This window comes from Halomarina ordinaria, assembly GCF_030553305.1.
Taxonomy (GTDB): Archaea; Halobacteriota; Halobacteria; order Halobacteriales; family Haloarculaceae; genus Halomarina; species Halomarina ordinaria.
In genome coordinates this window covers 532,542-555,944 of sequence record NZ_JARRAH010000001.1, presented here as the reverse complement: position 1 = coordinate 555,944, position 23,403 = coordinate 532,542, and the positions used below count along the sequence as shown (strand labels likewise).

General features: G+C 70.7%; 25 protein-coding genes. 13 read left to right on the top strand and 12 right to left on the bottom strand.

From position 1 onward, the window contains the following. Nucleotides 1–2: 2 nt before the first annotated feature. The 5 genes from P1Y20_RS02990 to P1Y20_RS02970 form a co-directional block, all read right to left on the bottom strand. Nucleotides 3–1,328, bottom strand: coding sequence for a cytochrome P450 (locus P1Y20_RS02990; RefSeq protein WP_304447172.1), 1,326 nt, complete (start codon nucleotides 1,326–1,328; stop codon nucleotides 3–5). Between the two features lie 81 nt (nucleotides 1,329–1,409). Continuing rightward, a complete protein-coding gene (gene sucD / locus P1Y20_RS02985; protein ID WP_304447171.1) occupies nucleotides 1,410–2,279 on the bottom strand; it encodes a succinate--CoA ligase subunit alpha in 870 nt (289 codons plus the stop codon). After that, nucleotides 2,276–3,424 (bottom strand): ADP-forming succinate--CoA ligase subunit beta, encoded by a 1,149-nt coding sequence (sucC, locus tag P1Y20_RS02980; protein WP_304447170.1) that lies wholly within the window; start codon nucleotides 3,422–3,424, stop codon nucleotides 2,276–2,278. The genes sucD and sucC overlap by 4 nt, the downstream gene beginning before the upstream one ends. A gap of 404 nt (nucleotides 3,425–3,828) precedes the next feature. Further along, the gene (locus P1Y20_RS02975) at nucleotides 3,829–4,155 is read right to left on the bottom strand and encodes a hypothetical protein (protein WP_304447169.1); all 327 of its coding nucleotides are present in this window, start codon (nucleotides 4,153–4,155) and stop codon (nucleotides 3,829–3,831) included. Between the two features lie 60 nt (nucleotides 4,156–4,215). Continuing rightward, on the bottom strand, nucleotides 4,216–4,416 hold the full coding sequence (locus P1Y20_RS02970) for a hypothetical protein (RefSeq protein ID WP_304447168.1): 201 nt from the start codon (nucleotides 4,414–4,416) through the stop codon (nucleotides 4,216–4,218). Between the two features lie 126 nt (nucleotides 4,417–4,542). On the opposite strand from P1Y20_RS02970, the gene P1Y20_RS02965 reads away from it, so the two are divergent. After that, nucleotides 4,543–5,496, top strand: coding sequence for an NADPH:quinone reductase (locus tag P1Y20_RS02965; protein WP_304447167.1), 954 nt, complete (start codon nucleotides 4,543–4,545; stop codon nucleotides 5,494–5,496). A 42-nt stretch (nucleotides 5,497–5,538) separates the two neighbouring features. Continuing rightward, entirely contained in the window at nucleotides 5,539–6,249 is a 711-nt protein-coding gene (locus tag P1Y20_RS02960; protein WP_304447166.1) for an SDR family oxidoreductase, read from the top strand. A 1-nt stretch (nucleotide 6,250) separates the two neighbouring features. Here P1Y20_RS02960 and P1Y20_RS02955 read toward each other — a convergent pair whose 3' ends face one another. Continuing rightward, a complete protein-coding gene (locus P1Y20_RS02955; RefSeq protein WP_304447165.1) occupies nucleotides 6,251–7,249 on the bottom strand; it encodes a DUF7972 family membrane protein in 999 nt (332 codons plus the stop codon). Nucleotides 7,250–7,441: 192 nt separating this feature from the next. Here P1Y20_RS02955 and P1Y20_RS02950 point away from each other — a divergent pair, with 192 nt between their 5' ends. Further along, entirely contained in the window at nucleotides 7,442–8,800 is a 1,359-nt protein-coding gene (locus tag P1Y20_RS02950; protein ID WP_304447164.1) for a sodium-dependent transporter, read from the top strand. Here the strand turns inward: P1Y20_RS02950 and P1Y20_RS02945 are convergent, their stop codons facing one another. Beyond that, nucleotides 8,801–9,427, bottom strand: a complete 627-nt coding sequence (locus P1Y20_RS02945; protein WP_304447163.1) for a uracil-DNA glycosylase family protein — start codon at nucleotides 9,425–9,427, stop codon at nucleotides 8,801–8,803. 232 nt (nucleotides 9,428–9,659) lie between these two features. Here P1Y20_RS02945 and P1Y20_RS02940 point away from each other — a divergent pair, with 232 nt between their 5' ends. Then, the gene (locus P1Y20_RS02940; RefSeq protein WP_368662158.1) at nucleotides 9,660–11,204 is read left to right on the top strand and encodes an acyl-CoA carboxylase subunit beta; all 1,545 of its coding nucleotides are present in this window, start codon (nucleotides 9,660–9,662) and stop codon (nucleotides 11,202–11,204) included. Continuing rightward, entirely contained in the window at nucleotides 11,201–11,455 is a 255-nt protein-coding gene (locus tag P1Y20_RS02935) for a DUF8022 family protein (RefSeq protein ID WP_304447161.1), read from the top strand. Before P1Y20_RS02940 ends, P1Y20_RS02935 begins: the two co-directional genes overlap by 4 nt. Here the strand turns inward: P1Y20_RS02935 and P1Y20_RS02930 are convergent. Beyond that, the gene (locus P1Y20_RS02930) at nucleotides 11,452–12,132 is read right to left on the bottom strand and encodes a glycerophosphodiester phosphodiesterase (protein ID WP_304447160.1); all 681 of its coding nucleotides are present in this window, start codon (nucleotides 12,130–12,132) and stop codon (nucleotides 11,452–11,454) included. The two genes, P1Y20_RS02935 and P1Y20_RS02930, sit on opposite strands and share 4 nt — an antisense overlap. Before the next feature lie 163 nt (nucleotides 12,133–12,295). Here P1Y20_RS02930 and P1Y20_RS02925 point away from each other — a divergent pair, with 163 nt between their 5' ends. Next, the gene (locus P1Y20_RS02925) at nucleotides 12,296–14,107 is read left to right on the top strand and encodes an acetyl-CoA carboxylase biotin carboxylase subunit (RefSeq protein ID WP_304447159.1); all 1,812 of its coding nucleotides are present in this window, start codon (nucleotides 12,296–12,298) and stop codon (nucleotides 14,105–14,107) included. Nucleotides 14,108–14,201: 94 nt separating this feature from the next. Here the strand turns inward: P1Y20_RS02925 and P1Y20_RS02920 are convergent, their stop codons facing one another. Continuing rightward, nucleotides 14,202–15,341, bottom strand: coding sequence for a DUF4397 domain-containing protein (locus P1Y20_RS02920; protein WP_304447158.1), 1,140 nt, complete (start codon nucleotides 15,339–15,341; stop codon nucleotides 14,202–14,204). A 341-nt stretch (nucleotides 15,342–15,682) separates the two neighbouring features. Between P1Y20_RS02920 and P1Y20_RS02915 the strand changes: the two genes are divergently transcribed. The 3 genes from P1Y20_RS02915 to P1Y20_RS02905 all read left to right on the top strand — a co-directional run bounded on the left by P1Y20_RS02915 (nucleotide 15,683) and on the right by P1Y20_RS02905 (nucleotide 17,434). After that, the gene (locus P1Y20_RS02915) at nucleotides 15,683–15,958 is read left to right on the top strand and encodes an ArsR/SmtB family transcription factor (protein WP_304447157.1); all 276 of its coding nucleotides are present in this window, start codon (nucleotides 15,683–15,685) and stop codon (nucleotides 15,956–15,958) included. A 68-nt stretch (nucleotides 15,959–16,026) separates the two neighbouring features. Beyond that, entirely contained in the window at nucleotides 16,027–16,332 is a 306-nt protein-coding gene (locus P1Y20_RS02910) for a NifU family protein (protein WP_304447156.1), read from the top strand. Nucleotides 16,333–16,507: 175 nt separating this feature from the next. Beyond that, complete coding sequence (locus P1Y20_RS02905; protein ID WP_304447155.1) at nucleotides 16,508–17,434, top strand: biotin--[acetyl-CoA-carboxylase] ligase; 927 nt, start codon at nucleotides 16,508–16,510, stop codon at nucleotides 17,432–17,434. Between the two features lie 5 nt (nucleotides 17,435–17,439). On the opposite strand, the gene P1Y20_RS02900 is transcribed toward P1Y20_RS02905, so the two are convergent. The 3 genes from P1Y20_RS02900 to P1Y20_RS02890 all read right to left on the bottom strand — a co-directional run bounded on the left by P1Y20_RS02900 (nucleotide 17,440) and on the right by P1Y20_RS02890 (nucleotide 20,102). Next, nucleotides 17,440–18,456 carry an amidohydrolase family protein gene (locus P1Y20_RS02900; RefSeq protein WP_304447154.1) on the bottom strand — a complete coding sequence of 339 codons (1,017 nt, stop codon included), beginning with the start codon at nucleotides 18,454–18,456 and terminating at the stop codon, nucleotides 17,440–17,442. A 24-nt stretch (nucleotides 18,457–18,480) separates the two neighbouring features. Beyond that, entirely contained in the window at nucleotides 18,481–19,707 is a 1,227-nt protein-coding gene (locus P1Y20_RS02895; protein WP_304447153.1) for an HD domain-containing protein, read from the bottom strand. Between the two features lie 89 nt (nucleotides 19,708–19,796). Continuing rightward, nucleotides 19,797–20,102 (bottom strand): hypothetical protein, encoded by a 306-nt coding sequence (locus P1Y20_RS02890; protein ID WP_304447152.1) that lies wholly within the window; start codon nucleotides 20,100–20,102, stop codon nucleotides 19,797–19,799. Between the two features lie 94 nt (nucleotides 20,103–20,196). Here P1Y20_RS02890 and cofD point away from each other — a divergent pair, with 94 nt between their 5' ends. Genes cofD through P1Y20_RS02870 form a run of 4 tightly spaced genes read left to right on the top strand, consistent with a single transcriptional unit; the run spans nucleotide 20,197 to nucleotide 23,388 of the window. Further along, nucleotides 20,197–21,189: a 2-phospho-L-lactate transferase gene (gene cofD / locus P1Y20_RS02885; protein WP_304447151.1), complete on the top strand. Its 993-nt coding sequence runs from the start codon at nucleotides 20,197–20,199 to the stop codon at nucleotides 21,187–21,189. Continuing rightward, nucleotides 21,186–21,962 carry a tRNA-dihydrouridine synthase gene (locus P1Y20_RS02880; protein WP_304447150.1) on the top strand — a complete coding sequence of 259 codons (777 nt, stop codon included), beginning with the start codon at nucleotides 21,186–21,188 and terminating at the stop codon, nucleotides 21,960–21,962. Before cofD ends, P1Y20_RS02880 begins: the two co-directional genes overlap by 4 nt. Beyond that, nucleotides 21,956–22,795: a triphosphoribosyl-dephospho-CoA synthase gene (locus P1Y20_RS02875; RefSeq protein ID WP_304447149.1), complete on the top strand. Its 840-nt coding sequence runs from the start codon at nucleotides 21,956–21,958 to the stop codon at nucleotides 22,793–22,795. Before P1Y20_RS02880 ends, P1Y20_RS02875 begins: the two co-directional genes overlap by 7 nt. Beyond that, nucleotides 22,792–23,388 carry a DUF447 domain-containing protein gene (locus P1Y20_RS02870; RefSeq protein ID WP_304447148.1) on the top strand — a complete coding sequence of 199 codons (597 nt, stop codon included), beginning with the start codon at nucleotides 22,792–22,794 and terminating at the stop codon, nucleotides 23,386–23,388. The genes P1Y20_RS02875 and P1Y20_RS02870 overlap by 4 nt, the downstream gene beginning before the upstream one ends. Nucleotides 23,389–23,403: the final 15 nt, after the last annotated feature.

The window sequence follows — 23,403 nt, the reverse complement described above, 5'->3', positions numbered from 1 at the left end:
GGTCAGCGGGCGTGGAGGCGTACCTCGACCGGCTCTCGCGGGTGCATCGTCAGCGAGGGACGAAGCGACAGGTCCGCCGCAGAGCGGAGTTCGAGCGAGAACCGGTTCGCGACCATGCTGGCGATGACCTTCGCCTCGACCAGCGAGAACTGCTTGCCGATGCAGTGGCGCGGCCCGGCGCCGAACGGGAAGTACGCGTAGCGGTGGCGTTCGCGCGCGCGCTCGGGTCGCCAGCGCTCCGGGTCGAACGCCCCGGGGTCGTCCCAGTACGCCGGGTCGCGGTGGACGACCCACTGGGGAACCATCACCAGCGAGTCCGCGGGGACGCGGTAGCCGCCGAGTTTGACGTCCGCGTTCGCCTGCCGGAACAGGGTGTACACCGGCGGGAGCACGCGCATCGTCTCCTTCAGGACGCGCTCGGTGTACTCGAGGTGGCGCAGGTCGCCCATCGTCGGCGCCTCCCCCCCGAGGACCGAGTCGACTTCCTCGTGGAACCGCTCCTCGACGTGCGGGTGACAGCCCAGCTGGTGGAACGCGTAGGTGAGCGTCAGCGCCGTCGTGTCGTGGCCCGCCAGCAGCATCGTCATCATCTCGTCGCGGACCTGCCGGTCGGTCTGGTCGCCGACCGCCTGCGCGCGAAGGAGCAGCGAGAGGAAGTCCGTCCCCTCGTCGCCCGACGCGCGCCGGCGCTCGACGAGGTCGTCGACGATGTCCTCCAGCGTCGCCAGCGCGTCGTAGTACTCGCGGTTGCCCTCGCTCGGCACCCACGACGGCGTGAGGAAGCGCACGGGGTCGGGTTCGAAGCGCGCGCCGAGCGGTTCGAGGTTGTCCTGAACCCGACGGACCGTCTCCTCGTCGACGCTGACGCCGAACATCGCGTCGACGATTATCTCGACCGTGAGGCGGGCGATGGGCAACTGGAGGTTGACGGTGTCGCCGTCGCTCCAGCCGTCGAGCATCGCGCTCGTCTTCTCGGCCATGGTGTCGACCAGGCCGCTGATGCGCCCCATGTTGAACGCCGGCTGAGCGAGGCGGCGCTGTTTCTCCCAGAACGCTCCCTCGCTCATCAGCAGGCCCTTCCCGAGGAGGGCGTTGACCGCGTCGTCCTCGAAGTCGGCCTTCCGGAACGTCGACTCCTCGGTGACGAGCACGCGTTCGACGTCGTCCGGGTTCGACACCATGTAGGTGTCGACCGGGCCGAGCTGGAACCGCGCCACGTCGCCGTAGGCGCGGCGGACGGCGTCCATGAACGAGAACGGGTCACGAGCGTAGTGGTAGGTGTTCCCCACGACGGGGTAGCCGGCGGGGCCGGGCGGCTGGGCTCGCATACCTGAATAACGGGTGGAACGGACTAAAGCGTTCGTTCCGGGAGGTCTTCCGTAGATTCGAGAGGGTCGCGTACCGGACGCTCAGAGGAACTCTTCGACGTTGTCGGCGACCTCGTTGGGGGTGTCGCCGACGGGGACGCCCGCGTCGTTGAGCGCCGAGATCTTCGACTCGGCGGTGCCCGTGCCCGACCCGGAGACGATGGCGCCGGCGTGGCCCATGCGCTTGCCCGGCGGGGCGGTCCGCCCGGCGATGAAGCCCGCGACGGGCGTGTCCATGTGCTCGCCGATGAAGGCGGCGGCCTCCTCCTCGTCCTCGCCGCCGATCTCACCGCACATGACGACGGCGTCGGTGTCGGGGTCGTCCTCGAACGCGGCCAGCGCGTCGACGAAGTCCGTCCCGATGATGGGGTCGCCGCCGATGCCGATGGCGGTCGACTGGCCGATGCCGCGCTGGGTGAGGTTGTCGACGACCTGATAGGTCAGGGTGCCCGAGCGCGAGACGAGGCCGACGTTCCCCTCCGCGAAGATGTTGCCCGGCAGGATGCCGAGTTTGGCCTCGCCGGGGGTGATGAGACCGGGGCAGTTCGGGCCGACGAGGCGGGTGTCGACCTCCGAGAGGCGCTTGTAGACGCGCGCCATGTCCTGCTGGGGGACGCCCTCGGTGATGGCGACGACGAGGTCGAGGTCGGTGTCGAGCGCCTCGAAGACGGCGTCGCCGGCGAACGCCGGCGGGACGAAGACGACGCTCGCGTTCGCGTCCTCCTCCTCGACGGCCCCCTCGACGGTGTCGTAGACGGGGATGCCGTCGACCTCCTGACCGCCCCGTCCGGGGACGGCGCCGGCGACGACGTTCGTCCCGTAATCGACCATCTGGCCGGTGTGGAACTTCCCCTCACCGCCGGTGATGCCCTGTACCACGACGCGCGTGTCGTTGTCGACGAAGATGCTCATTGGTCCTCCTCCGCGTACTCGACGGCCCGCTGGACGGCGTCCTCCAGCGTCTCCTCGACCGTCACGAGGTCGGTGTTCAGAATCTCCATGCCCTCCTCGGCGTTCGTCCCCGCGAGGCGGACGACGACGCGCTTGGGTATCTCGTCGAAGTTCTCCAGCGCCTCGTTGATGCCCTTCGCCACCTCGTCGCCGCGGGTGATGCCGCCGAAGATGTTGAAGACGACGCTGTCGACGTTGGGGTCCGAGAAGACCATGTCGAGGGCGTTGGTCACCCGCTCGGCCTTCGCGCCGCCCCCGATGTCGAGGAAGTTCGCCGGCGCCCCGCCGAAGTAGTCGACGAGGTCGAGCGTCGTCATCACGAGGCCCGCGCCGTTGCCGATGATGCCGACGTTCCCCTCGAGGCGGACGTAGTCGAAGCCGTACTCGTCGGCCTTCGCCTCCAGGTCGTCCTGGTCGGTGTCGCCCTCCTCTTCCATCTCCTGGAGGTCGGAGTGGCGGAACAGCGCGTCGTCGTCGACGTTCATGACGGCGTCGGCCGCGACGACCTCGTCGTCGGCCGTGACCATCAGCGGGTTGACCTCGATGTCGGTCGCGTCCTTGTCGTCCCAGAGGTCGTACAGCGTCGTCAGTACGCGCGCCACGGACGTGGCGACGTCGCGGTCGACGCCGGCCTCGAAGACGGCGTTGCGCGCCTGGTAGGGGTGCATCCCGAACGAGGGGTCGACGTGGACGCGCGCGATGGCGTCCGGGTCCTCCTCGGCGACCTCCTCGATGTTCACGCCCCCCTTCGTCGAGACCATCGCCACGGGGCGGCCCTCGGTGCGGTCCATCGTGACGCCGACGTAGAGTTCGTCGGTGAAGTCGACGGCCGCCTCGACGAGGACGCTCCCGACGTGCAGGCCCTTCAGGTCCATCCCGAGGATGGCGTCGGCCGCCTCGCGGGCCTCGGCCTCGTCGTCGACGAGTTCGATACCGCCGGCCTTCCCGCGGCCGCCGACCTGCACCTGCGCCTTGATGGCGACGGGGTAGCCGATGCGCTCGGCGGCGTCGACGACCTCGTCGACGGTCTCGGCGAGTTCCGACTCGGGGGTCGGGATGCCCGCCTCGGCGAACACGCCTTTCGCCTGGTATTCGTGAAGCTTCATCAGGCGAACCGGGGACTGGCGGGCGCATAAATCCCGCCGGTTCGGTGAGAGCACGCCGGTCCGGCGAGAAGGGCCACACGCGCGCGCGAGTCATGGTCGTCAAGCTCGTCGAGTGGAGGTCCCAACGAACCTCCATCGCCGGGCACGGGGTCCCGGACTCGCCGGCGGTCGTCCCTCGGCGTCGCTCGGCGGTGAGGTCGAAAGGAACGTCACGAGGTGCGGTCGACGCCGCCGGGCCCGCTGAGAGGATGCCAAACGGCCGGGTGAGAGCCGCGTTGCGGGACGGACGACGCGCTCGCACGACACCCGACGGCAGTGACCTGCGACATCGGGTGTCAGACGCGACTCGACACAGCGACATAACGCTTGAGGTTCCGGCGGTCGACGGCCGACGGCCGACGAACTCAGGCCCGTCCCAGGAGCACGCCGAGCGTCCCCACGAGCAGGCCGAGGAGCATGAACAGCAGCGCCGCCTGCACCACGCCCCCGACGGTGAAGACGTTACAGCCGTCGGTCAGGTACAGTTCCGGCAGCGAGAGGCCGGCCAGCGGCGTCCCCTGGAGGGCGGAGACGGTCTCGAACGCGACGCGTTCGACGCCGTACCGTGGCTCGAAGTCGGCGGGACAGCCCACGTCGGTCCGGCCGCTCACGAGGCCGCCGGTGACGGCGGCGACGCTCCCGACGAACAGTCCGAACCCGAACAGCGACCAGCCGGCGCGTTGTAACCCCATGTCACCCGCATCGAAAGCGGCCGACAAACCCCTTTCGTCGCGCGACGGTCGGCAGGGCGGTCAGGTGCGGTCGGCGTACCAGCGCACGAGGTGACACCGCGGACAGACGTACGCTTCGACCGCCAGCATCGAGACGACGCCCACGGCCTCGGACCGCGAGCGGTCCGTGACGAGCGTCAGGCGGTCCCCCTCCATCGAGGTGACCGGCTCCGAGCGGAGCATCTCGACGTCACAGTCGGGACACGTTGCGGTCTGGCTCATGCGGGGAGTAGAGCGCGGGGGTTCAAATCGCTATGCGCGGGCGAACTGACGGGTCCCTCGGCGTGACGGTACGCCGCGACGACGGGGTCGGGGGGCTTTATCGCTCCCGCCTCCCTCGTGGCGACCATGCGCGCGATTCGCTACCACGAGACCGGCGGTCCCGACGTGCTCCAAGTGGACGACGTAGAGACGCCCGACCCGGGACACGGCGAGGTCCGCATCGAGACGCGGGCGGCCGGCGTCAACCCCGTCGACACCTACTTCCGGACCGGCGAGTACCCGCCCGGCGACCTCCCGAAGATACCCGGCTCCGACGTCGCGGGCGTCGTCGACGCCGTCGGCGCGGGGGTCGAAGGGTACGAGGTGGGTGACCGCGTCTACGCGACCGGCCTCGGGAACGACCGGCAGGGGACGTACGCCGAGGCGGTGCTGGCGCCGACGGACCGCGTCGCACACCTCCCCGAGGCAGTCACGTTCGCGGAGGGCGCGGCGATGGCGCTCGTCGGCGTCACCGCCTGGCAGGCGCTCGTCTTCCACGCCCGCCTCGAACCCGCGGAGGTCTGCCTCGTCCACAGTGGGAGCGGCGGCGTCGGTCACGTCGCCGTCCAGTTGGCGGCCGCGACGGGCGCGCGCGTCGTCACGACGGCGAGCGAGCGCTACCACGACCACCTGCGCGACCTCGGCGCGCACACGGTGCTCGACTACCGGCGCGACGACCTCGCGGACGCCGTGCGCGAGGTCGGGAGGCCGAACGTCGTCCTCGACACCATCATGAACGAGTACTTCCCGTTCGACGCGGAGGTGGCGGCGAAACGCGCCCGCATCGTCGGCATCGGCAACACCGATTCCACGGCCCCGATTCCCATGGGCTACGCGAAGCAGAAGGACCTCCGCTTCCAGCTGATGACCATGTTCAACACCGACGACACGGGGGCGGTCCTCTCGCGGCTGGCACAACTGATGGCGGCGGGGTCGGTCGTCCCAGAGATCGCGCGCACCTACCCGCTGGCGGAGGCCGCACAGGCCCAGCGCGACGTGCTGGACGAGAGCTTCCTCGGAAAACTCCTGCTCGAACCCTGAGCGAACTGTAGTTTTATCCACACCCGGTGCGTTCACGTCACCATGTCGCACAGCTTCGACTTCGACGGACAAGTGGTCCTCGTGACGGGCGCGAGCGGGGCGCTCGGCAGCGCGGTCTGCGAGGCGTTCGCCGACGCCGGCGCGACGGTCGCCGCCGCGGACGTGGTCGAACCGGACGACGAGGACGCGCAACTCGACACCGGCGAGGGCATCCAGTTCTACCAGGGTGATTTCACCGACGAGGGGGCGGTAGAGGAGGTCGTGAGCCGGGTCGTCGACGACCACGGCGGCCTCGACGCGCTCTGTAACGTCGCGGGGACGTGGCGCGGCGGCGACCCCATCGCCGAGACCGACGCCGAGACGTTCGACTTCCTCTTCGACGTGAACCTGAAGACGATGTTCCTCGCGTCGAAGCACGCCGTCCCCCACCTGCGGGAACGCGAGGGGGCCGTCGTCTCGGTGTCGGCCCGGTCGTCGCTCGAGGGCGGCGAGGGCGACGGTCCCTACCGGGCGTCGAAGGCGGGCGTCCGCCTGCTCACCGAGACCATCGCCGAGGAGGAGAGAGGGACGGTGCGGGCGAACGCCGTCATGCCGAGCGTCATCGACACGCCGGCGAACCGCGAGATGATGCCCGACGCGGACCACGACGCGTGGGTCGACCCCGCCGACATCGCGGCGGTGTTCCTCTTCCTCTGTTCGGACGCCGCGAGCGTCACGAGCGGCGCGGCCGTCCCGGTCTACGGCGAGGCGTAGCTCACTCGGACGCGCTGCTCTCCGGCGGGACGAACGGACCGACCGAGACGCTGTACATCGACACCGTCGCCACGCGAATCATGTACGAACTGAGCAGCGCGAGCGGGAGCACGATGACGGCCATGCCGAACGAGATTATCTCGGCGGAGCCGACGGCGGGGAGCGCGAGGCTCGACGACGTGTACGAGAGCGTCAGCGCGATGGTCACCGTCAGCGCCGTCAGTCCGGAGTAGATGATGAGCCGCGAGAGGTGCGCGAGGTCCTGCTGGATGGCGATGGTCTTGAAGAACTGGCGCATCACGGCGACGGCCTTCATCAGTTCGGAGACGGCGTCGAGGTGGTCGGTCGCCGTCTCCGAGAGGTCCGCCTCGCGCGAACGCCGGAGGTGGTGGGTCGCGGTGAGGTTCCGGGCGTACCCCGGCCCGAACAGCGAGGAGAGCAGGTCGGTCGTCTCCTCGTCCTCGTCGGAAGCCGCCGACAGCGCCGCGGCGTACCCCGTCATCGCGTCGAGGTAGGCGTCGACGCCCTCGTCGCTCGTGTCCAGTTCCCGGCGCAGGGCGTCGACGCGCTCACCGAGTGCGTCGCCGAGGAACCCGAGGAAGTGTGCCGGCTGGTTCGGGCTCGACGCGGCATCCGCGATGTCCTCGACGTTCGACCGCATGTCGAGGGTGCCCTCCAGCGTGTCCACGAGGGCGTCCGGCGTGTCGAACACCCGCGAGAGGATGAGCTGATTGATGGACAGCGCGACGGTGATGAGCGTCAACAGCCCGGAGGTGATACCGCTCCCGAGGAGCGTCGGGAGCATCGACCCGCCGCCGATTATCAGGAGGTCCTGCCAGATGAGACCGTAGACGACGAGGCCGATGGCCAGCGAGATACCCGCGGCGATGAGCCGCCGGTCCCCGCCGAGGAGGAACCACCGTCCGACCCGACTGCCGCCCTTCCCTTCGGTCCCGAGTTCACTCATCGCCTGCCGTTCCCCCGAGTGGGACTGACTCATATCCCCGTGGCTGCACCGGCCGCGGGGAAAGGTGCTCCGCTTGCAACGGCCCGTGCGTGTCTGCGAGTCGAATCGGTCGGGAGGAAGCGGAGTCGAGAGATGGAGGAGTGGTCGAGGGCGCGAACGGCGTGTGCGCCGTTCGACGTGATTTCGCACGGTTTATCCCCGTGCTCGTGATTGTACGTGTCAAACATGGCAGAACGAGAGATGTGGGCCACGAGAATCGGGTTCATCCTCGCGGCCATCGGGAGTGCGGTCGGCCTCGGAAACATCTGGCGCTTCCCGTTCCAGGCGTCGGCGAACGGGGGGGCGGCGTTCCTCACCGTCTACCTCGCCGCCGTCCTCGTCATCGGGATTCCGGCCATCCTCGCGGAGTTCGTCATCGGTCGTCGGGCGAAGACGAGTGCCATCGGGGCGTTCTCGAAACTCGGCCGACCGCGGTGGTGGTTCGTCGGCGCCATCGGCGTCGTCGCCGCCGGGTGGACGCTCTCGTACTACAGCGTCATCGGCGGGTGGGTGATACGGTACATCGTCGGCGCGACGACGGGCGCGGCGCTCGCCGACCCCGGCACCTACTTCGGCACCGTCTCGGTGGGCATCGAGTCGGTCGTCGTCCACGCGCTGTTCATGCTCCTCACCGTCGGTATCGTCGCCTTCGGGATCGAGGACGGCATCGAACTGGCGACGAAGTTCATGGTTCCGAGTATCGTCGTCCTCCTGCTCGGTCTGGCCGTGTACGCCTTCACGCTGGAGGGGGCCGGCGCGGGCTACGACTTCCTGTTCACCGCCGACTTCGGCGCCATCGTCGACAACGCCGGGACGGTCATCCCCGCCGCGGTCGGTCAGGCGCTGTTCTCGCTCTCGCTCGGCTACAGCGTGATGATAACGTACGCCTCCTACCTCGGCAAGGACGACAGCCTCCTCTCGGACGGCCTCACCGTCGCGGTAGCCAACACCGGCGTCGGCATCCTCGCCGGCCTCGTCGTCCTGCCGCTGCTCGCCATCCAGTCCGGCGGCGAGATAAGCGCCGAGGGCGGTCCCGGCGCCGTCTTCGTCGCTATCCCGACTGCGCTGGCGGAACTCCCCGGCGGGAGCGTCGTCGGCCAGGCGGTCGGCTTCGTCTTCTTCGCCGTCGTCCTCGTGGCGGCGCTCTCATCGGCCATCAGCCTCCTCGAGACCGTCGTCGCCTACCTCGTCGACAACTACGGCTTCGCCCGCCTCCCGACGGCGGTGGGCCTCGGCGCCGGCATCTTCCTGCTCGGCGTCCCCTCGGCGTGGGACACCGCCTGGCTCACCTGGTTCGACAACATCTCCGTCGCGCTGTTCCTCCCGCTGGCGGTGCTGTTCGTCGTGCTGTTCGTCGGGTGGGTCCTCGGCGCGGACGCCGTCGCGGAACTGCGCGAGGGGTCGAACTCGCCCGGCATCGCGACGGTGTGGCTGTGGGCGCTCCGGACCGTCGTTCTGGTGGCAGTCATCGGCGTCGTCGCGCTCAACCTCTACGACCTCTTCCTCGTCCCGGACGAGGGGACGTACTTCGTCCCGCCGCTCTGATCACCGGACCCGGTAGGGTTCGTCCCCCGGCATGAACCGTCCGAGGTCGACTTCTCGGTAGAAATCGCCCGCCTGGAGCCGCTGTAGCGACTCGACGAGCGTCTCCTCGTCCCCTTCTCCCCACTCGCTCGGGTCGCGGATGGGGTAGACGAGGAAGCCGCTGCCGCGTATCTCCGTCGCGTGGAGCGTGGCCGCGTCGAGGTCGGGGGTGACGCGCCGGGCCGTGTACTGCCCGAGGACGTGGCGAATCGCCCGCTCGCCGACCGGCAGGAGGACGTGAGCGGCGATGGCGCGCAACTCGGCGTCGAAGAAGCGCTCCATCTCCACGTACTCGGCCTCGGTCGGCGTCCCCTCGACGACGCACATGTGCAGGTACGAGAGGAACGTCCGGTTCACGACGGGGCCCTCGCCGGCGCTCTCGAGCAGGTCGGCGTCGGCGAGCGCCCGCAGGAGGCGACGGCCGGCCTCGTTGGTGAAGGGGACGCCCGAGGTCACCCCGCCGTGGACGCCGGGGTGGTCGCCGACGACGTGGAAGTCGGCGTTGGCGTCGCCGTACCCGGCGACGTAGCGCTCACACGGCGGACGCATCCCGAAGGGGTTGGTCGTGCGGTCGGTGACGTTCTTCACGGCGGGCGTATGCGAGGGGACGAAAAAGCTCGTACGGTTCGGAGCGACGCTGTTCGTCGGCTTCGACGCCCTCGGCGTCCACGTCGGCTCGAGCGTCTCGCCGGCGGCCAGGACCGGCGGCAGGTCGCGTTCCCGCGCCGTGCGCCGCGTTACGCGTGACTCCGATAGCTGTTGTCCCATCCCGGTATTCTTTTGGCCCGCCTGCGCGGACTTCCGATAATCAACCATGACGATGGACGAGCGAATCGAGGAGTTGCGCGAGCGCAAGGCCGAGGCCGAGAAGGGCGGCGGCGAGGACCGCATCGAGTCCCAGCACGAGAAGGGGAAACTGACCGCCCGAGAGCGCATCGACTACTTCCTCGACGAGGGGACCTTCGAGGAGTTCGACCAGTTGCGCACCCACCGGAGTCACAACTTCGGGATGGAGGAGAAACAGATTCCCGGCGACGGCGTCGTGACGGGTTACGGCGAGGTGGACGGCCGGACGGTGTTCGTCTTCGCCCACGACTTCACCGTCTTCGGCGGCAGCCTCGGCGAGGTGTTCGCCGAGAAGGTGTGCAAGGTGATGGACCGCGCGCTGGAGGTCGGCGCTCCCATCGTCGGCCTGAACGACTCCGCGGGCGCGCGCATCCAGGAGGGCATCGACTCGCTGGCGGGGTACGCCGACATCTTCCACCGCAACCAGCAGGCCTCGGGCGTCGTCCCGCAGATATCAGCCATCATGGGGCCGTGTGCCGGCGGGGCCGTCTACTCGCCCGCCATCACGGACTTCATCTTCATGGTCCAGGAGACGAGCCACATGTTCATCACCGGCCCCGAGGTCATCAAGACCGTCACGGGCGAGGAGGTCGGGTTCGACGAACTGGGCGGCGCGAAGACCCACATGAACACGAGCGGCGTCTCGCACTTCGCGGAGTCCGGCGAGGAGGCGGCGCTCGACGACATCCGCCACCTCCTCTCGTACCTCCCGGCGAACAACGTCGAGGACCCGCCACAGGTCGAGCCCTGGGACGAGCCCGACCGCGCCGACGAGGACCTCCTCGACATCGTCCCGGACCAACCCCAGAAACCGTACGACATCGTCGACGTCGTCGACGGCGTGGTCGACGTCGACTCGTTCTTCGAGGTCCAGGAGGGGTACGCCCGCAACCTCGTCGTCGGCTTCGCCCGCCTCGACGGCCACAGCGTCGGCGTCGTCGCCAACCAGCCCCGGGTGAACGCCGGCACCCTCGACATCGACGCCTCGCTGAAGGGCGCGCGCTTCGTGCGCTTCTGTGACGCCTTCAACATCCCCATCGTCACCTTCGTCGACGTGCCGGGGTTCATGCCCGGTACCGACCAGGAACACGGGGGCATCATCAAGCACGGCGCGAAACTGCTGTACGCCTACTCGGAGGCGACCGTCCCGCTGGCGACGGTCATCACCCGGAAGGCCTACGGCGGCGCCTACGACGTCATGGCCTCGAAACACATCGGCGCGGACGTGAACTACGCCTGGCCGACGGCCGAAATCGCCGTCATGGGCCCCCAGGGCGCCGTCAACATCCTCTACCGCGACGAACTGGACGAGGCCGAGGACACCGACTCGCGAAGGGAGGAACTCATCGGCGAGTACCGCGAGACGTTCGCCAACCCCTACACGGCGGCCGACCGCGGGTTCGTCGACGACGTCATCGAACCGACGGACACCCGTCGCCGACTCGTTCACGACCTGGAGATGCTCCGGAGCAAGCGTAAGCAACAACCAAGTCGCAAGCACGGCAACATCCCGCTATGAGGATCGGGCTCCCCGAGGACGTCGACGCGGACGAGGCGGCGGCCATCGCGGCGGCGGTGGAGGCGCTCGTGCGCGAGCAGGCGGCGGCACTCGCGGCCGCCGGTGACGGCCCGGAGAACCCCTGGGAGTCGGGCGGTCGGCGCTGGCGCTTCGCCGGGCGGGTCGAGGGCGTCCGCGACCGGACCCGCCGGGTCCCCCGGTTCGCGCCGACCGACCCGTGGGCGGCCGCCGGCCGCGCCGAGCGCTTCTAGACGAGGCGCCAGTCGTCGACGATGACCCCGTCGACGCCCGCGCGGCGCAACCGCCGGACCGAACGCCGGTCCGGGACGGTCCAGGCGTTGACGCGCAGGCCCGCCTTCGTCGCCCGGACGACGCGCCGGTCGTCGTCGAGACAGAGGCGGTACTCCGGGTGGAGGTAGGTACAGCCGAGTTCGCGCGCGCGGCGCACCCCGCGTCGCCACGTCCGTCGTCTGGTGTCGAACCGCCGGTGAAACAGGTACGCGAGCGGCAGGTCGCTCCGGGCGCGCACCTGTTCGAGCGCGCTCGCCTCGAACGAGGAGACGACGACCTCGCCGGCGAACCCCTCGAGGAGGGACACGGCCTCGCGAGCCAGCCCGTCGTGTTTCAACTCGGCGTTGAGACCCACCTCGGCGGGGACGGCGTCGACGACGTCCGCCAGCAGGGGGATGCCCTCCTCGCTCCCGTCGACGCGCAACTCGCGGAGGGTCCGCCAGTCGGTGCGGTCGAGGCGGCCCGTCCCGTCGGTGAGGCGGTCGAGACGCTCGTCGTGGAAGACGACGAGTTCGCCCGACCCGCAGCGCCTCACGTCGACCTCGACCATGTCGACGTGGGGGGCGGCCGTCTCGACGGCGAGCAGGGTGTTCTCGGGGGCGTGGGCGGGACAGCCGCGATGGCCGATACAGCGCATGTCGCGCCGGTTCGGGGCGGGGGATGATGAACCCTCCCGGCGCGGAGCGGTCGCGTCGGGCGGTCGCGTCGACGCGACACCCGACGGGAACCGGGGTCGGTGGAACCGACGTCCCGCTCCCGTTACCTGCACATTTATCTGACGACTACTGATACAGGACAGCATGTTCGAGAAGGTTCTCGTCGCGAACCGGGGTGAAATCGCGGTGCGCGTCATGCGCGCCTGTGAGGAACTCGGCGTCTCGACGGTCGCCGTCTACAGCGAGGCGGACAAGAACGCCGGTCACGTCCGGTACGCCGACGAGGCGTACAACGTCGGCCCCGCGCGGGCCGCGGACTCCTACCTCGACCAGGAGGCCATCGTCGAGGCCGCCCGGAAGGCGGACGCCGACGCCGTCCACCCCGGCTACGGCTTCCTCGCGGAGAACGCCGACTTCGCCGCCCTCGTCGAGAGCGAGGAGGGCATCACGTGGGTCGGCCCCTCCAGCGAGTCGATGGAGCAACTGGGCGAGAAGACGAAAGCCCGGAAGGTGATGCGCGAGGCGGGCGTCCCCATCGTGCCCGGTACCACGGACCCCGTCGAGTCCGTCGAGGAGGTCCACGCCTTCGGAGAGGAGAACGGCTACCCCATCGCCATCAAGGCGGAGGGCGGCGGCGGCGGCCGCGGGATGAAGGTCGTCCACGACGCCGACGAGGCCGAGGAGCAACTCGAGAGCGCGAAGCGCGAGGGCGAGGCGTACTTCGACAACGCCTCGGTCTACCTCGAACGCTACCTCGAGGCGCCCCGCCACATCGAGGTCCAGATCATCGCCGACCACCACGGGAACGTCCGGCACCTCGGCGAGCGCGACTGCTCGCTCCAGCGCCGTCACCAGAAGATCATCGAGGAGGCGCCGTCGCCAGCGCTCTCGGACGACCTCCGCGAGCGCATCGGCGAGTCCGCCCGCGAGGGCGTCGCCGCCTCCGACTACGTCAACGCGGGGACCGTCGAGTTCCTCGTCGAGGACGGCGAGTTCTACTTCCTGGAGGTGAACACCCGCATCCAGGTCGAACACACCGTCACCGAGGAGATAACGGGTATCGACATCGTGAAGTGGCAACTGCGGGTGGCCGCGGGCGCGGAACTCGGCTTCGCACAGGACGACGTCGCGGTCGACGGCCACGCGATGGAGTTCCGCATCAACGCCGAGAACGCGGCCAACGGGTTCGCCCCCGCGACGGGGAAGCTCTCGACGTACGACCCGCCGGGCGGCATCGGGGTCCGCCTCGACGACGCCCTCCGGCAGGGCGACAAAATCGGCGGCGACTACGACTCGATGGTCGCCAAACTCATCGTCTGGGGGGAGGACCGCGAGGAGTGTCTCGTCCGCTCGCAGCGCGCGCTTGCGGAGTTCGAGATAGAGGGGCTGGTGACGGTCATCCCGTTCCACCGGCTGATGCTCACCGACGACGCGTTCGTCGCGGGCACGCACACGACCAACTACCTCGACAACGAACTCGACACGAGCGAGATAGAGGCCGCCCAGGAGCGGTGGGGCCCCGGCGAGAGCGAGGGCGACGACGAGGACGGGGAGGTCACCGAGCGGGAGTTCACCGTCGAGGTCAACGGCAAGCGCTTCGAGGTGAACCTGGAGGAACGCGGCGGCATCGCCCTCCCGCAGTCGGGCGGCGGCGGTGGCGGGCAGTCCAGGCGCCAGGCACCGCGTCGCTCGCGCTCCGGCGGTGACGGCGGCGGTAGCAGTAGTGACGCCGCGAGCGCCGAGGGCGAGCAGATAGAGGCGGAGATGCAGGGGACCATCCTCTCGGTGAACGTCGCCGAGGGCGACGAGGTGGAGGCGGGCGACGTGCTCTGCGTGCTGGAGGCGATGAAGATGGAGAACGACGTCGTCGCCGAGCGCGGCGGGACGGTCACGGCCGTCGCCGTCGAGGAGGGCCAGAGCGTCGACATGGGCGATGCGCTGATGTCGCTCGACTGAATCCTCTCCGTCCGTCGTCGACCGTCCACGGTCTCGACCGAGCGGCTCGAACGATGAAAAACGGAACGTGGACCGCGACGACCGGTCGACCCGCTCAGTAACCGGTGTCGTTCGTCTCGTTGGCCGTCGCGTTGTCGACGGTCTCGTTGACGGTCGCGTTGTCGGCCGTCTCGTTGGCCGTCGCGTTACCGACCGTCTCGTTGGCGTCGTCCGTCGCGTTGTCGTCGGTGACGTTGTCGTCTGCCACCTCGTCCTCGTCGTCAGCCGGTGCCTCGCCGCCGAGGTCGATGGGCGTCACGTCGAGCGGCGCGACGGCGTCGATGGTCGCCACGGCGCCGAGCGGCTGGTCCTCGGTCGCGAGCGACCCGGTGTCCGCGGCGTCGGTCTCGTTGCCGGTGGTGTCGTTCGCGGTCTCGTTCGTCGCGGTGGTCGCGTTCGCGCTGTCGTCGCCGCCACCGTCAGGCGAGACACTCCCGACGACGTACGCCGTCGACTTCGTCCCGCCGGGGAGGTACGCCTGGAGGACGAGCGCCGGGACGCCGCCGGCGATGACCTGGAGCACCTGCGTACAGTCCTCGCTCGGGACGTAGTCGCTCACGCCGCCGAACTCGACGTCCTCGGCGACCGTCCGGTCGGCGACGGCGATGTCGACCGCCCCGGCGTCCGGGGAGGCGTGGACGAACCGGATGGCGGCCTCGCCCGCCGAGGGGTCGGGCAGGTCCTCGCCCTCGGTGTCGGTGATGACGAGCGGTTCGAGCGCCGGTTCGTCGGACTCGGGGTCGAGTTCGCCGACCGCGAGGACCGTCGCGTCCTGGCCCTCGACCACCTCGAACTCGGGGACGTCGATGGCCACCGTCTCGGGGTCGCCGGCGGGCGTGACCTTCAGCGCGTACGTCCCCTCGGGGACCTCGAAGTACCGGCCCGTCGCGCCCGGCGCGAAGGTGCCGTACTCGAGGCCGGCCAGCGCGGGGGAGGTGTCGGCCGGGTCGAACTCCGCGTCGACGCCGACGTAGACGTCGACCGGCGGGGTGTCGGGAGAGAGGTGGCCGACGCGAACGCCACCGGTCGCGAGCCCCCCTGCGGCCCCGGGTACCATCTCCTCGCCGTCGGTTTCGTTGGCCGTCTCGTTCGACTCGTGTTCGTTCGCGCTGACGAAGCCGACGCCGCCGAGTGCGCTCGCCGCCCCCGCGACGCCGAGCAACTTGAGAACCGTCCGTCTATCTGTGTCTGTCATGGGTGCCTCGGTATAAACGTCGGTCGAGAGAATTGTTATCGGTTTTCCCAATTTAGGCCCAAAATCGACAGAAAAACAATCTCGTTTCCGGTTATCTGCTTCAATTCTTCAATATATTCACCGGTTCGTGTGGCTCACCGTCCACGGAGTCTCCCCGAGAGGGGAACTCTAGCGGTATGGGGGCTAGCCGCAGGGGATAAGCGCGTCCCGGCCGTTGTGAGGGGTGAGCGCATCGCCGCTCGCGTGCCGGGCCACCGTCGCGGCGAGTGACAACCGATGCAGGGACAACCACAACTCGCACGGCCGAGAGCCCGTGCTTTCGACGCCCGAGGAACCGTGTGATGGAGGGGGAACTCTGGTACGTCCTGGGAGGGACGCGCGGCGGCCCGAACCGTGCCCGGCTACTCCAGGCGGTCGCGGAGCGCCCGCGCAACGCGAACCAGCTGGCGAGCGAACTGGGCCTCGACTACAAGACGGTCCGCCACCACCTGGAGGTACTCCAGACGAACGGCCTCGTCCGGGACAGCGGCGGCGGCTACGGCACGGTCTACCTCCCGAGCGACCGGGTCCGGACCAACTGGGAGACCGTCGAGGAGATACTCGCGGAGACGGACTGAGGACGGCGGGAGCGAGCACGGCGCGCACGAGCGACGGCGCTAAGTCGCGTCGGCGCGTTTCTCCACCGATGAGCCTCGAAGGGGTAGACGAGGAGGAACTCAGGGAGCGCGTCTCGCGGTTCGTGATGCGCAACTTCCCGCAGATACAGATGCACGGCGGGAGCCACGCCATCCGCGACCTGGACGTCGAGAAGCGGAGCGTCACCGTCGCGCTCGGGGGCGCCTGCAGCGGCTGTGGCATCTCCCCGATGACGATACAGGCGCTGAAGACGCGCCTCGTCCAGGAGATACCCGAAATCGACGTCGTCCACGCCGACACCGGCTTCGGGGCGGAGACGCCGGTCGGCTACGACCCCGACGACGTTCCCTTCTGAGCGACGCACCCGCTCGACAGCGATACTCCCCGAGTGACATCTCGGCGTACGCGACGCCCGCGGAGGTTCCAGCGGGTCGGCGCGCCTCTCGCGGCCGGCGTGGTACGACCGGGCGGTGGACCGGTCGGTCGACCGATAGAGGCAGGTAGAAGGGTCGGCGGACGCAACCGCGGGCATGAACGAGACGCGACGGCGGGTGCTCGCCGCGCTCGCCGACGGTCCGGTCCCGGGACCGGCGCTGGCCGAGGAACTCGACGTCTCCCGGGCCGCGGTGTGGAAGCACGTCGAGGCGCTGCGCGAGGCGGGCTTCGAGGTCGAGAGCGGGGAGGCGGGCTACGCGCTCGTCTCGGTCCCCGACGAGGGGCTCGAAGCCCTCGAGTTCGGCCTCGACGCCCCCTTTACGGTCGAACACCACGACAGCCTCGACAGCACGAACCGGCGCGCTCGCGTCCTCGCGGAGTCGGGCGCGACGGACGTGGTCGTCGTCGCCGACGAACAGACCGGCGGCAGAGGGCGCCTCGACCGGACCTGGGAGTCGCCGCCCGGCGGCGTCTACCTGAGCGTCGTCTGTCGGCCCGACCTCTCGATGACCCGCGCACCGCTCTACACGCTCGCGGCGAGCGTCGCCATCGCCCGCACCACCCGCGAGGCGGGCGTCGACGCGCGCATCAAGTGGCCCAACGACGTCCTCGCGGGCGAGGAGCGTCGGAAACTCGCCGGTATCCGGACCGAGGTGCAGGGCGAGACCGACCGCGTGGCGTGGCTCGTCTGCGGCATCGGGGTGAACGCCGACGCGACCCGCGAGGACCTCCCCGAGGGCGCGACGAGCCTCCGCGCCGAGGGGGCGACCGTCTCGCGGCGCGTGTTCGTCCAGCGACTCCTCGAGACCTTCGACGAGCTCCGGGGGAACCCGGACGTCGTCCTCCCTGCGTGGCGCGACCTCGCGCTCACGCTCGGCCAGCGGGTGCGCGTCGAGACGCCCGGCGGCGAGGTGGTCGGCGAGGCCGTCGACGTCGAGGAACCGGGGACGCTCCTCGTCGACACCGGCGAGGGCGTCGTGCGAGTCAGCGCGGGCGACTGCGAACACCTCCGGCCGGTCTGAGCGCGCTACGGCAGCACGACCCGTTTCACGTCGCTCACGCCGGCGCGGCGGACGACCGCCCGCACGACGTCCTGCACCCCCGCGAGGTTGTCGGAGTCGCCGTCGAGGACCAGCAGGTGGGCCTCACGGCCCGGTTCGACGCAGCCGCGGTTCAGCCCCGCGATGTCCGCGCCGGCGACCGTCGCCATGCGGAGGACGGCCGGCGCGTCGAGGTCGGTCAGTTTCGCCGCGAACTCCATCTCGCGGAACATGGACGGGGCGTTCATCATCACGTTGTCCGTCCCGAGGGCGACGGTGGTCCGTTCCGCGAGCGTCTCGATGGGCGGGAAGCCGACGCCCGTCACGAGGTTCGAGCGGGGACAGACCACCGCGGGGACGCCCTCGCGCTCGATGCGGTCGAGGTGGTCCTCGCCGGCGTGAACGAGGTGGACGAGGAAGTCCGGGTCGTAGTCGAGCGCCGGGTGGATGTCCTCGTCGTCGCGCTCGCCGGCGTGGATACCGAACAGTTTCCCGGCCTCGCGGGTGGCCGCCCGCTCGCGTTCGAAGTCGGCGTCGCGCGCGCCGCTGGCGCCGTAGCCGTCCGCCACGTCGACGACGTCGGCCGACCCGCGCCCGAGGACGACCGGGTCGACGTCGAGGCCCTCGGCGGCCCGGTCGAGCAGGCGCACACCCGCGACGTCGCCCTCGCGGAACTCGAGGAACGTCCCGGTCCCGCCGCGCTGCATATACTGGAGCGAGCGGCGCATCGCCGCCACGAGGTCGTCGTCGCTCGCGGCGCGCAGCAGGCGGTGTTTCAACCCGTCCGGCGGCGCGACCAGGTCGTCGAGCGAGAGGCCCGCGCCGGCCTCCTTCGCGATGGAGTCGCCGACGTGGGTGTGGGCGTTGACGAACGCCGGGAGCACCACGTCCGTCGACTCGACGCGCTCCTCTTCTATCGCCGTGATACGACCGTCCTCGACGACGACCCGGCCCCGGACCGGGTCGAAGTCGCGACCCGTCAGTATCGTCCCCTCGATGTCCATGGTCGATAGCCACGGTACGCCCCCTTAGTTCTCGCTGAACTCGTCGAGCGTCCGGTGGCGGCCCGTCCGGACGTCGCTGACGAGCGCGTCGAGGTCGAGGCCGAGCACCCGCTCGACGGCGCGCCCGACGGCCGCCGTGTGTTCGTCGGGCGCGTAGACGCCGAGGCGCCACTGCTCGCGCTGGACGCGCACGAGCGCCTGGACGAGCGTCGATTGCCCCTCCAGTCGCCGGACGTTCCCGTTGACGACGACCCGGCTCGTCGACTCCGGTATCGACGGCCGAGCCGGGACGTCGAGGACGACGTACTCGGCGGCGACGCCGGCGGCGTCGGCCACCTCGCGTTCGAGGTCCGTCACCTCCCCGTGGGTGGCGTCGAGCAGCGCGTCGGAGACGTCGTCGAACTCCGCCCACACCGCCCGCTTGTAGAGCGCGCGGCGGTCGAGTCGGCTCGCGATTGCCGCCGTCGCCTCGCACTCCCGGAGGGCGACGAGCAGCGAGTGGTCGTCGAAGCGCCGGAGGTCCTCGGCGGCGACGTCGCCCTCGGCGAGCAGGCGCTCGGTCGCCCGGCGGAGCATCGCCTTCCCGATGCGCGCGACGTGGTGGTTGTACACCGTCGGCGTCATCAACGCGCGCGCGAGCAGGAGGCTCTCGGCGGTCTGGACGTTCCCCTCCGCGAGCACGAGTTCCTCGCCGACGAACCGGAGTTCGCGGACGAGGCGCTGGTGGTCGATGGTGCCGTAGGGGACGCCGGTGTGGTGGGCGTCCCTGACCAGGTAGTCCATGCGGTCGACGTCGAGTTCGCCCGAGACGAGCTGTCCGAGTTCCCCGTCGCCCCGGACGAGGGCGGCGATACGCGCCGGGTCGAGGTCGTAGTCGGCGAGGACGGCCGCCACCTCGCCGGTCCGGAGCAGGTCGTCGACGTCGTCGTGATACTTGCCCGTGTGGCGGTGGATGACGCCCTCGACGTTGTGGCTGTAGGGGCCGTGGCCCACGTCGTGGAGGAGCGCGGCCGCCCGGACGCGTTCCGCCGTCGTCCCGTCGATGTCGAGGTGGGCGAGCGCCCCCTCGGCCAAGTGGTAGACGCCGAGGCTGTGCTCGAAGCGGGTGTGGTTCGCCGAGGGGTAGACGAGCCCCACGGTCCCGAGTTGTCGGATGCGTCGGAGCCGCTGGACCATCGGGGTGTCGAGGAGGGCCTCCGCCACGCCCGTGACCTCGATGTGGTCGTGGACGCTGTCCTTGATGGTCGTCATACGCCGGGTTCGTCGCGTTCACGTAAAAACAATCGGCCGGCGGCGGCACCTCGCGGACGGTACGGGGGCTCCCTCGGCGACCGGTCCGATTACTCGGCGGCGAGGCCCCAGTCGTCGTCCGCGATGCGTTCGACGGCGAGTTCGTCGCCGTCGCCGAGGACGCGCACCTCGAAGGTGCCGTCCCCCCGTCCGTGCTGGAGCGTGAGGGTGAGCACGTCCGCCGTGAACTCCTGTTCTCTCGCGTCGGGGGCCTCCTCGCCCGCCGTCAGGCCGTAGTCCTCGTAGGGGAGGCGCGTCGTCTCGACGATGGTGTCGCTCTCGCCGTAGACGTCCGCGGTGATTCCCTCGCGGTTGTCGGTCTCTTCGACGACCAGTCGGTACGTTTCGAGCGCCATGTGCGACGCCACTCGACGCACCGAGGTATGTCTAGGGGCCGCGGCGAGCCGAACAGGCGCAACGGTTTAGCGTCACCGTGCGGGAGTGGCGGGTATGACGACCTTCCTCGCAGGCGGTACGGGCACGCCGAAGTTGCTCGCGGGGGCTGCCGACGTCTTCCCGCCGGGGGGGACGACCGTCGTCGGCAACACGGGCGACGACGTGGAACTCGGCGGCCTGTTCGTCTCGCCGGACCTCGACACCGTCCTCTTCCTCGACGGCGGCGTCCTCGACCGGGAGACGTGGTGGGGTATCGACGACGACGAGGGGACGACCCACGAGGAACTGGGCGCCATCGCGGAGCGGGCGGGCCTCGACGCGGGCGCGCGTTACCTCCCCGCCGCCCGCCAGACCGCGGGGCGGGACATCGCGCGCTGGCGGCGCTTCTCCGGCGTCGGTGAGTTCATGTACATCGGCGACCGCGACCGGGCCGTCCACCTGACGCGCACGAGCCTCCTCGACGAGGGGCGGACGCTCACGGAGGCGACGCGACTCCTCGCCGACGCCTTCGGCCTCGACCGCGACCTCCTCCCGATGAGCGACGACCCGGTGGCGACGCTCGTCCACACCCCCGACGGGCCGATGCACTTCCAGGAGTGGTGGGTCGCGGAGGGCGGCGCGCCGACCGTCACGGAGGTGGAGTTCCGCGGGGCCGAGACCGCAGAGCCGACGGCGGCCGTCCGCTCCGCCCTCGCGGACCCCGTCGTGGTCGGGCCATCGAACCCGGTGACGAGCCTCGGGCCGATGCTGGCGATGGACGCCGTCGGCCGCGCGCTGGCGGCGACGCCGGTCGTCGTCGTCTCGCCGTTCGTCGGCGACCGGGTGTTCTCCGGCCCGGCGGCGACGCTCATGGCCGCCGTCGGCTACGACCCCTCGACCGCCGGCGTCGCCGAGGCCTACCCCTTCGCCGACGCGTTCGTCCTCGACGAGGCGGACCCCACCGACCTGGGACGCCCGGTCGTCCGGACGGACACGACCCTCGACACGGACGCCGACAGCGAGCGGGTCGCGCGCGCCGTCCGCGAGGCGCTGGAGGCCGTCCGATGAGTCAGTTCGCCCCCCGCGTGGCGCTCGCCAGCCTCAGCGGGGCCGCGGACGCCGGGTGGGCGCGCCGGGGGAGTCGGTACGCCGGGTGTGCGTTCCTCGGCGGTATCGCACTCGACGACGCGACGCGCGACGCCGCCCGCGCCATGGTCGACCGCGACCGGGAGGAGTTCCTCCCCCCCGACCCCGTCGCGTTCGTCGAGCGCCAGTTCGAAGCGCTCGACGGCGTCCCGCTCCGCCCGGCGGTGAACGTCCGGAGCGCGACACTTGCGCCGCTCCGGCGCGTGGGCGCAGTCTGTCGTGCACACGACGCGATACTGGAGGTGAACGCCCACTGCCGGCAGGCGGAGATGTGCGCCGCGGGCGCCGGCGAGTCGCTGCTTCGACGTCCCGAACGCCTCGCCGCCCAGGTCCGGGCGGCGAGCGACGCCGGCGCGACGGTGAGCGTGAAGGTCCGCGCCGAGGTCGAGGGCGTCGACCTCCCCGACCTCGCCCGTCGGGTCGAGCGCGCCGGCGCGGGCGTGCTACACGTCGACGCGATGGACGCGGAGTCGGTCGTCGCCGACGTTCGAAACGCGTGCGACTGCTTCCTCGTCGCCAACAACGGCGTCCGCGACCGGGCGACCGTCCGGGAGTACCTCGGGCACGGCGCCGACGCGGTGAGCGTCGGGCGGCCGAGCGACGACCCGCGCGTGCTCGCGCGCGTCCGGGCGGCCGCCGACGAGTGGTTCGACGCCGACGCGCGCCGCCCGGGGAGGGTCGACGGCCGATGGTGAGGCGCGACCACGCGCGGAACGCGGAACTCGCGCTCCTGCTGGAGGTGGCCGGGACGCCGAAGCCGGGCAACGTCGACCGCCGGCGCGACCACGACGACCTCCGGTTCGAACACTTCCTCGCGGGGGCGGTCGGGAGCGCGCCCGGCCTCCGCCTCGCGGGGGGCGACGGGCCGATAGGCGAGGCCTTCGAACGGGCCGTCGCCGGGATGGCCGAACAGCGCGGCGGGAACACGCAGTTCGGCGCGCTGCTGGTGCTCGTTCCGCTCGTCCGCGCGGCGAGCGAGGGGGCCCTCTCGAAGGGGGGCGTCCGTCGCGTCTGCGAGGCGACGACCGTCGACGACGCCTGCACGTTCTACCGCGCGTTCGAACACGTCGACGTGGGCGTCCCTGACCCCCCCGCCGGGCTGGAACCGCTCGACGTCCGCCGGGGGAGCGCGGCCGAACCCGCCATCCGCGAGCGGGGGCTGACGCTGTTCGACGTGCTGGAGCGCAGCGCGAGCGTCGACGGCGTGGCCCGCGAGTGGGTCGAGGGGTTCCCCCGGACGTTCGGAGCGGCCGAGCGCATCACCGCGAGCGAGGGGCCGGCCCCGGACCGCGCCGCGCGGGTCTTCCTCGAACTGCTGGCGGCCGAACCCGACACGTTCGTCGTGAAGCGACGCGGACCCGAAGCGGCGCGCGAGGCGAGCGCGCGGGCACGGGCGGCGCTCGACGGCGAGACGGACCCCGAGGCGCTGGCGGAGGCGTTCGTCGCCGAGGGTATCAACCCGGGGACGACGGCCGACCTCACCGCCGGCGCGCTGTTCGTCGCGCTGGAACGGGGCCTCCCCGTATGAACGGGTCCGACGACCTCGCCGGGTGGCCCGTCGCGCTCGCGGGCGTCACCGAGTCGGTGGTGACGACGCTCGGCCCGAACGAGCGCTGGAACGTCGCCGCGCTCGGCCTGTTCGCACCCGAGGACGGCGGCCCGGTGACCGCCCGGACGTGGGGGCGAACCCGGACGTGGCGGAACTTCCGCGAGCGTGGCGAGGGGTACGTCCAGTTCACGCGCGACCCCGTCGACTTCGTCGAGGCGGCCTGCTCGGTGCGCGAGGAGGACGCCCCGGTCCTCGACGGCGCGGACGCGTGGGCGCACGTCACCGTCGCAGTCGTCGACGCGGGTGAGGAGAGCGACACCGAGTGGACGGAGTGGGAACTCGTGCCCGTCGAGGCGGCCGTCGAACGCCGGGTCGTCCCGACGACGAACCGCGCGCGCGCCGCCGTGGTGGAGGCGACGGTGGCCGCCTCCCGCCTCGGCGTCGCGGGGTACGACGACGAGGTGCTGCGCGAGCGCATCCGCTACTTCGAGTCGGTCGTCGACGCCTGCGCCGGCGCACGCGAGCGCGCCGCCTGGGAGCGTTTCGAAGAACTGGTCGCGTGGCGCCCGTGAGGGCACCGACGAGGG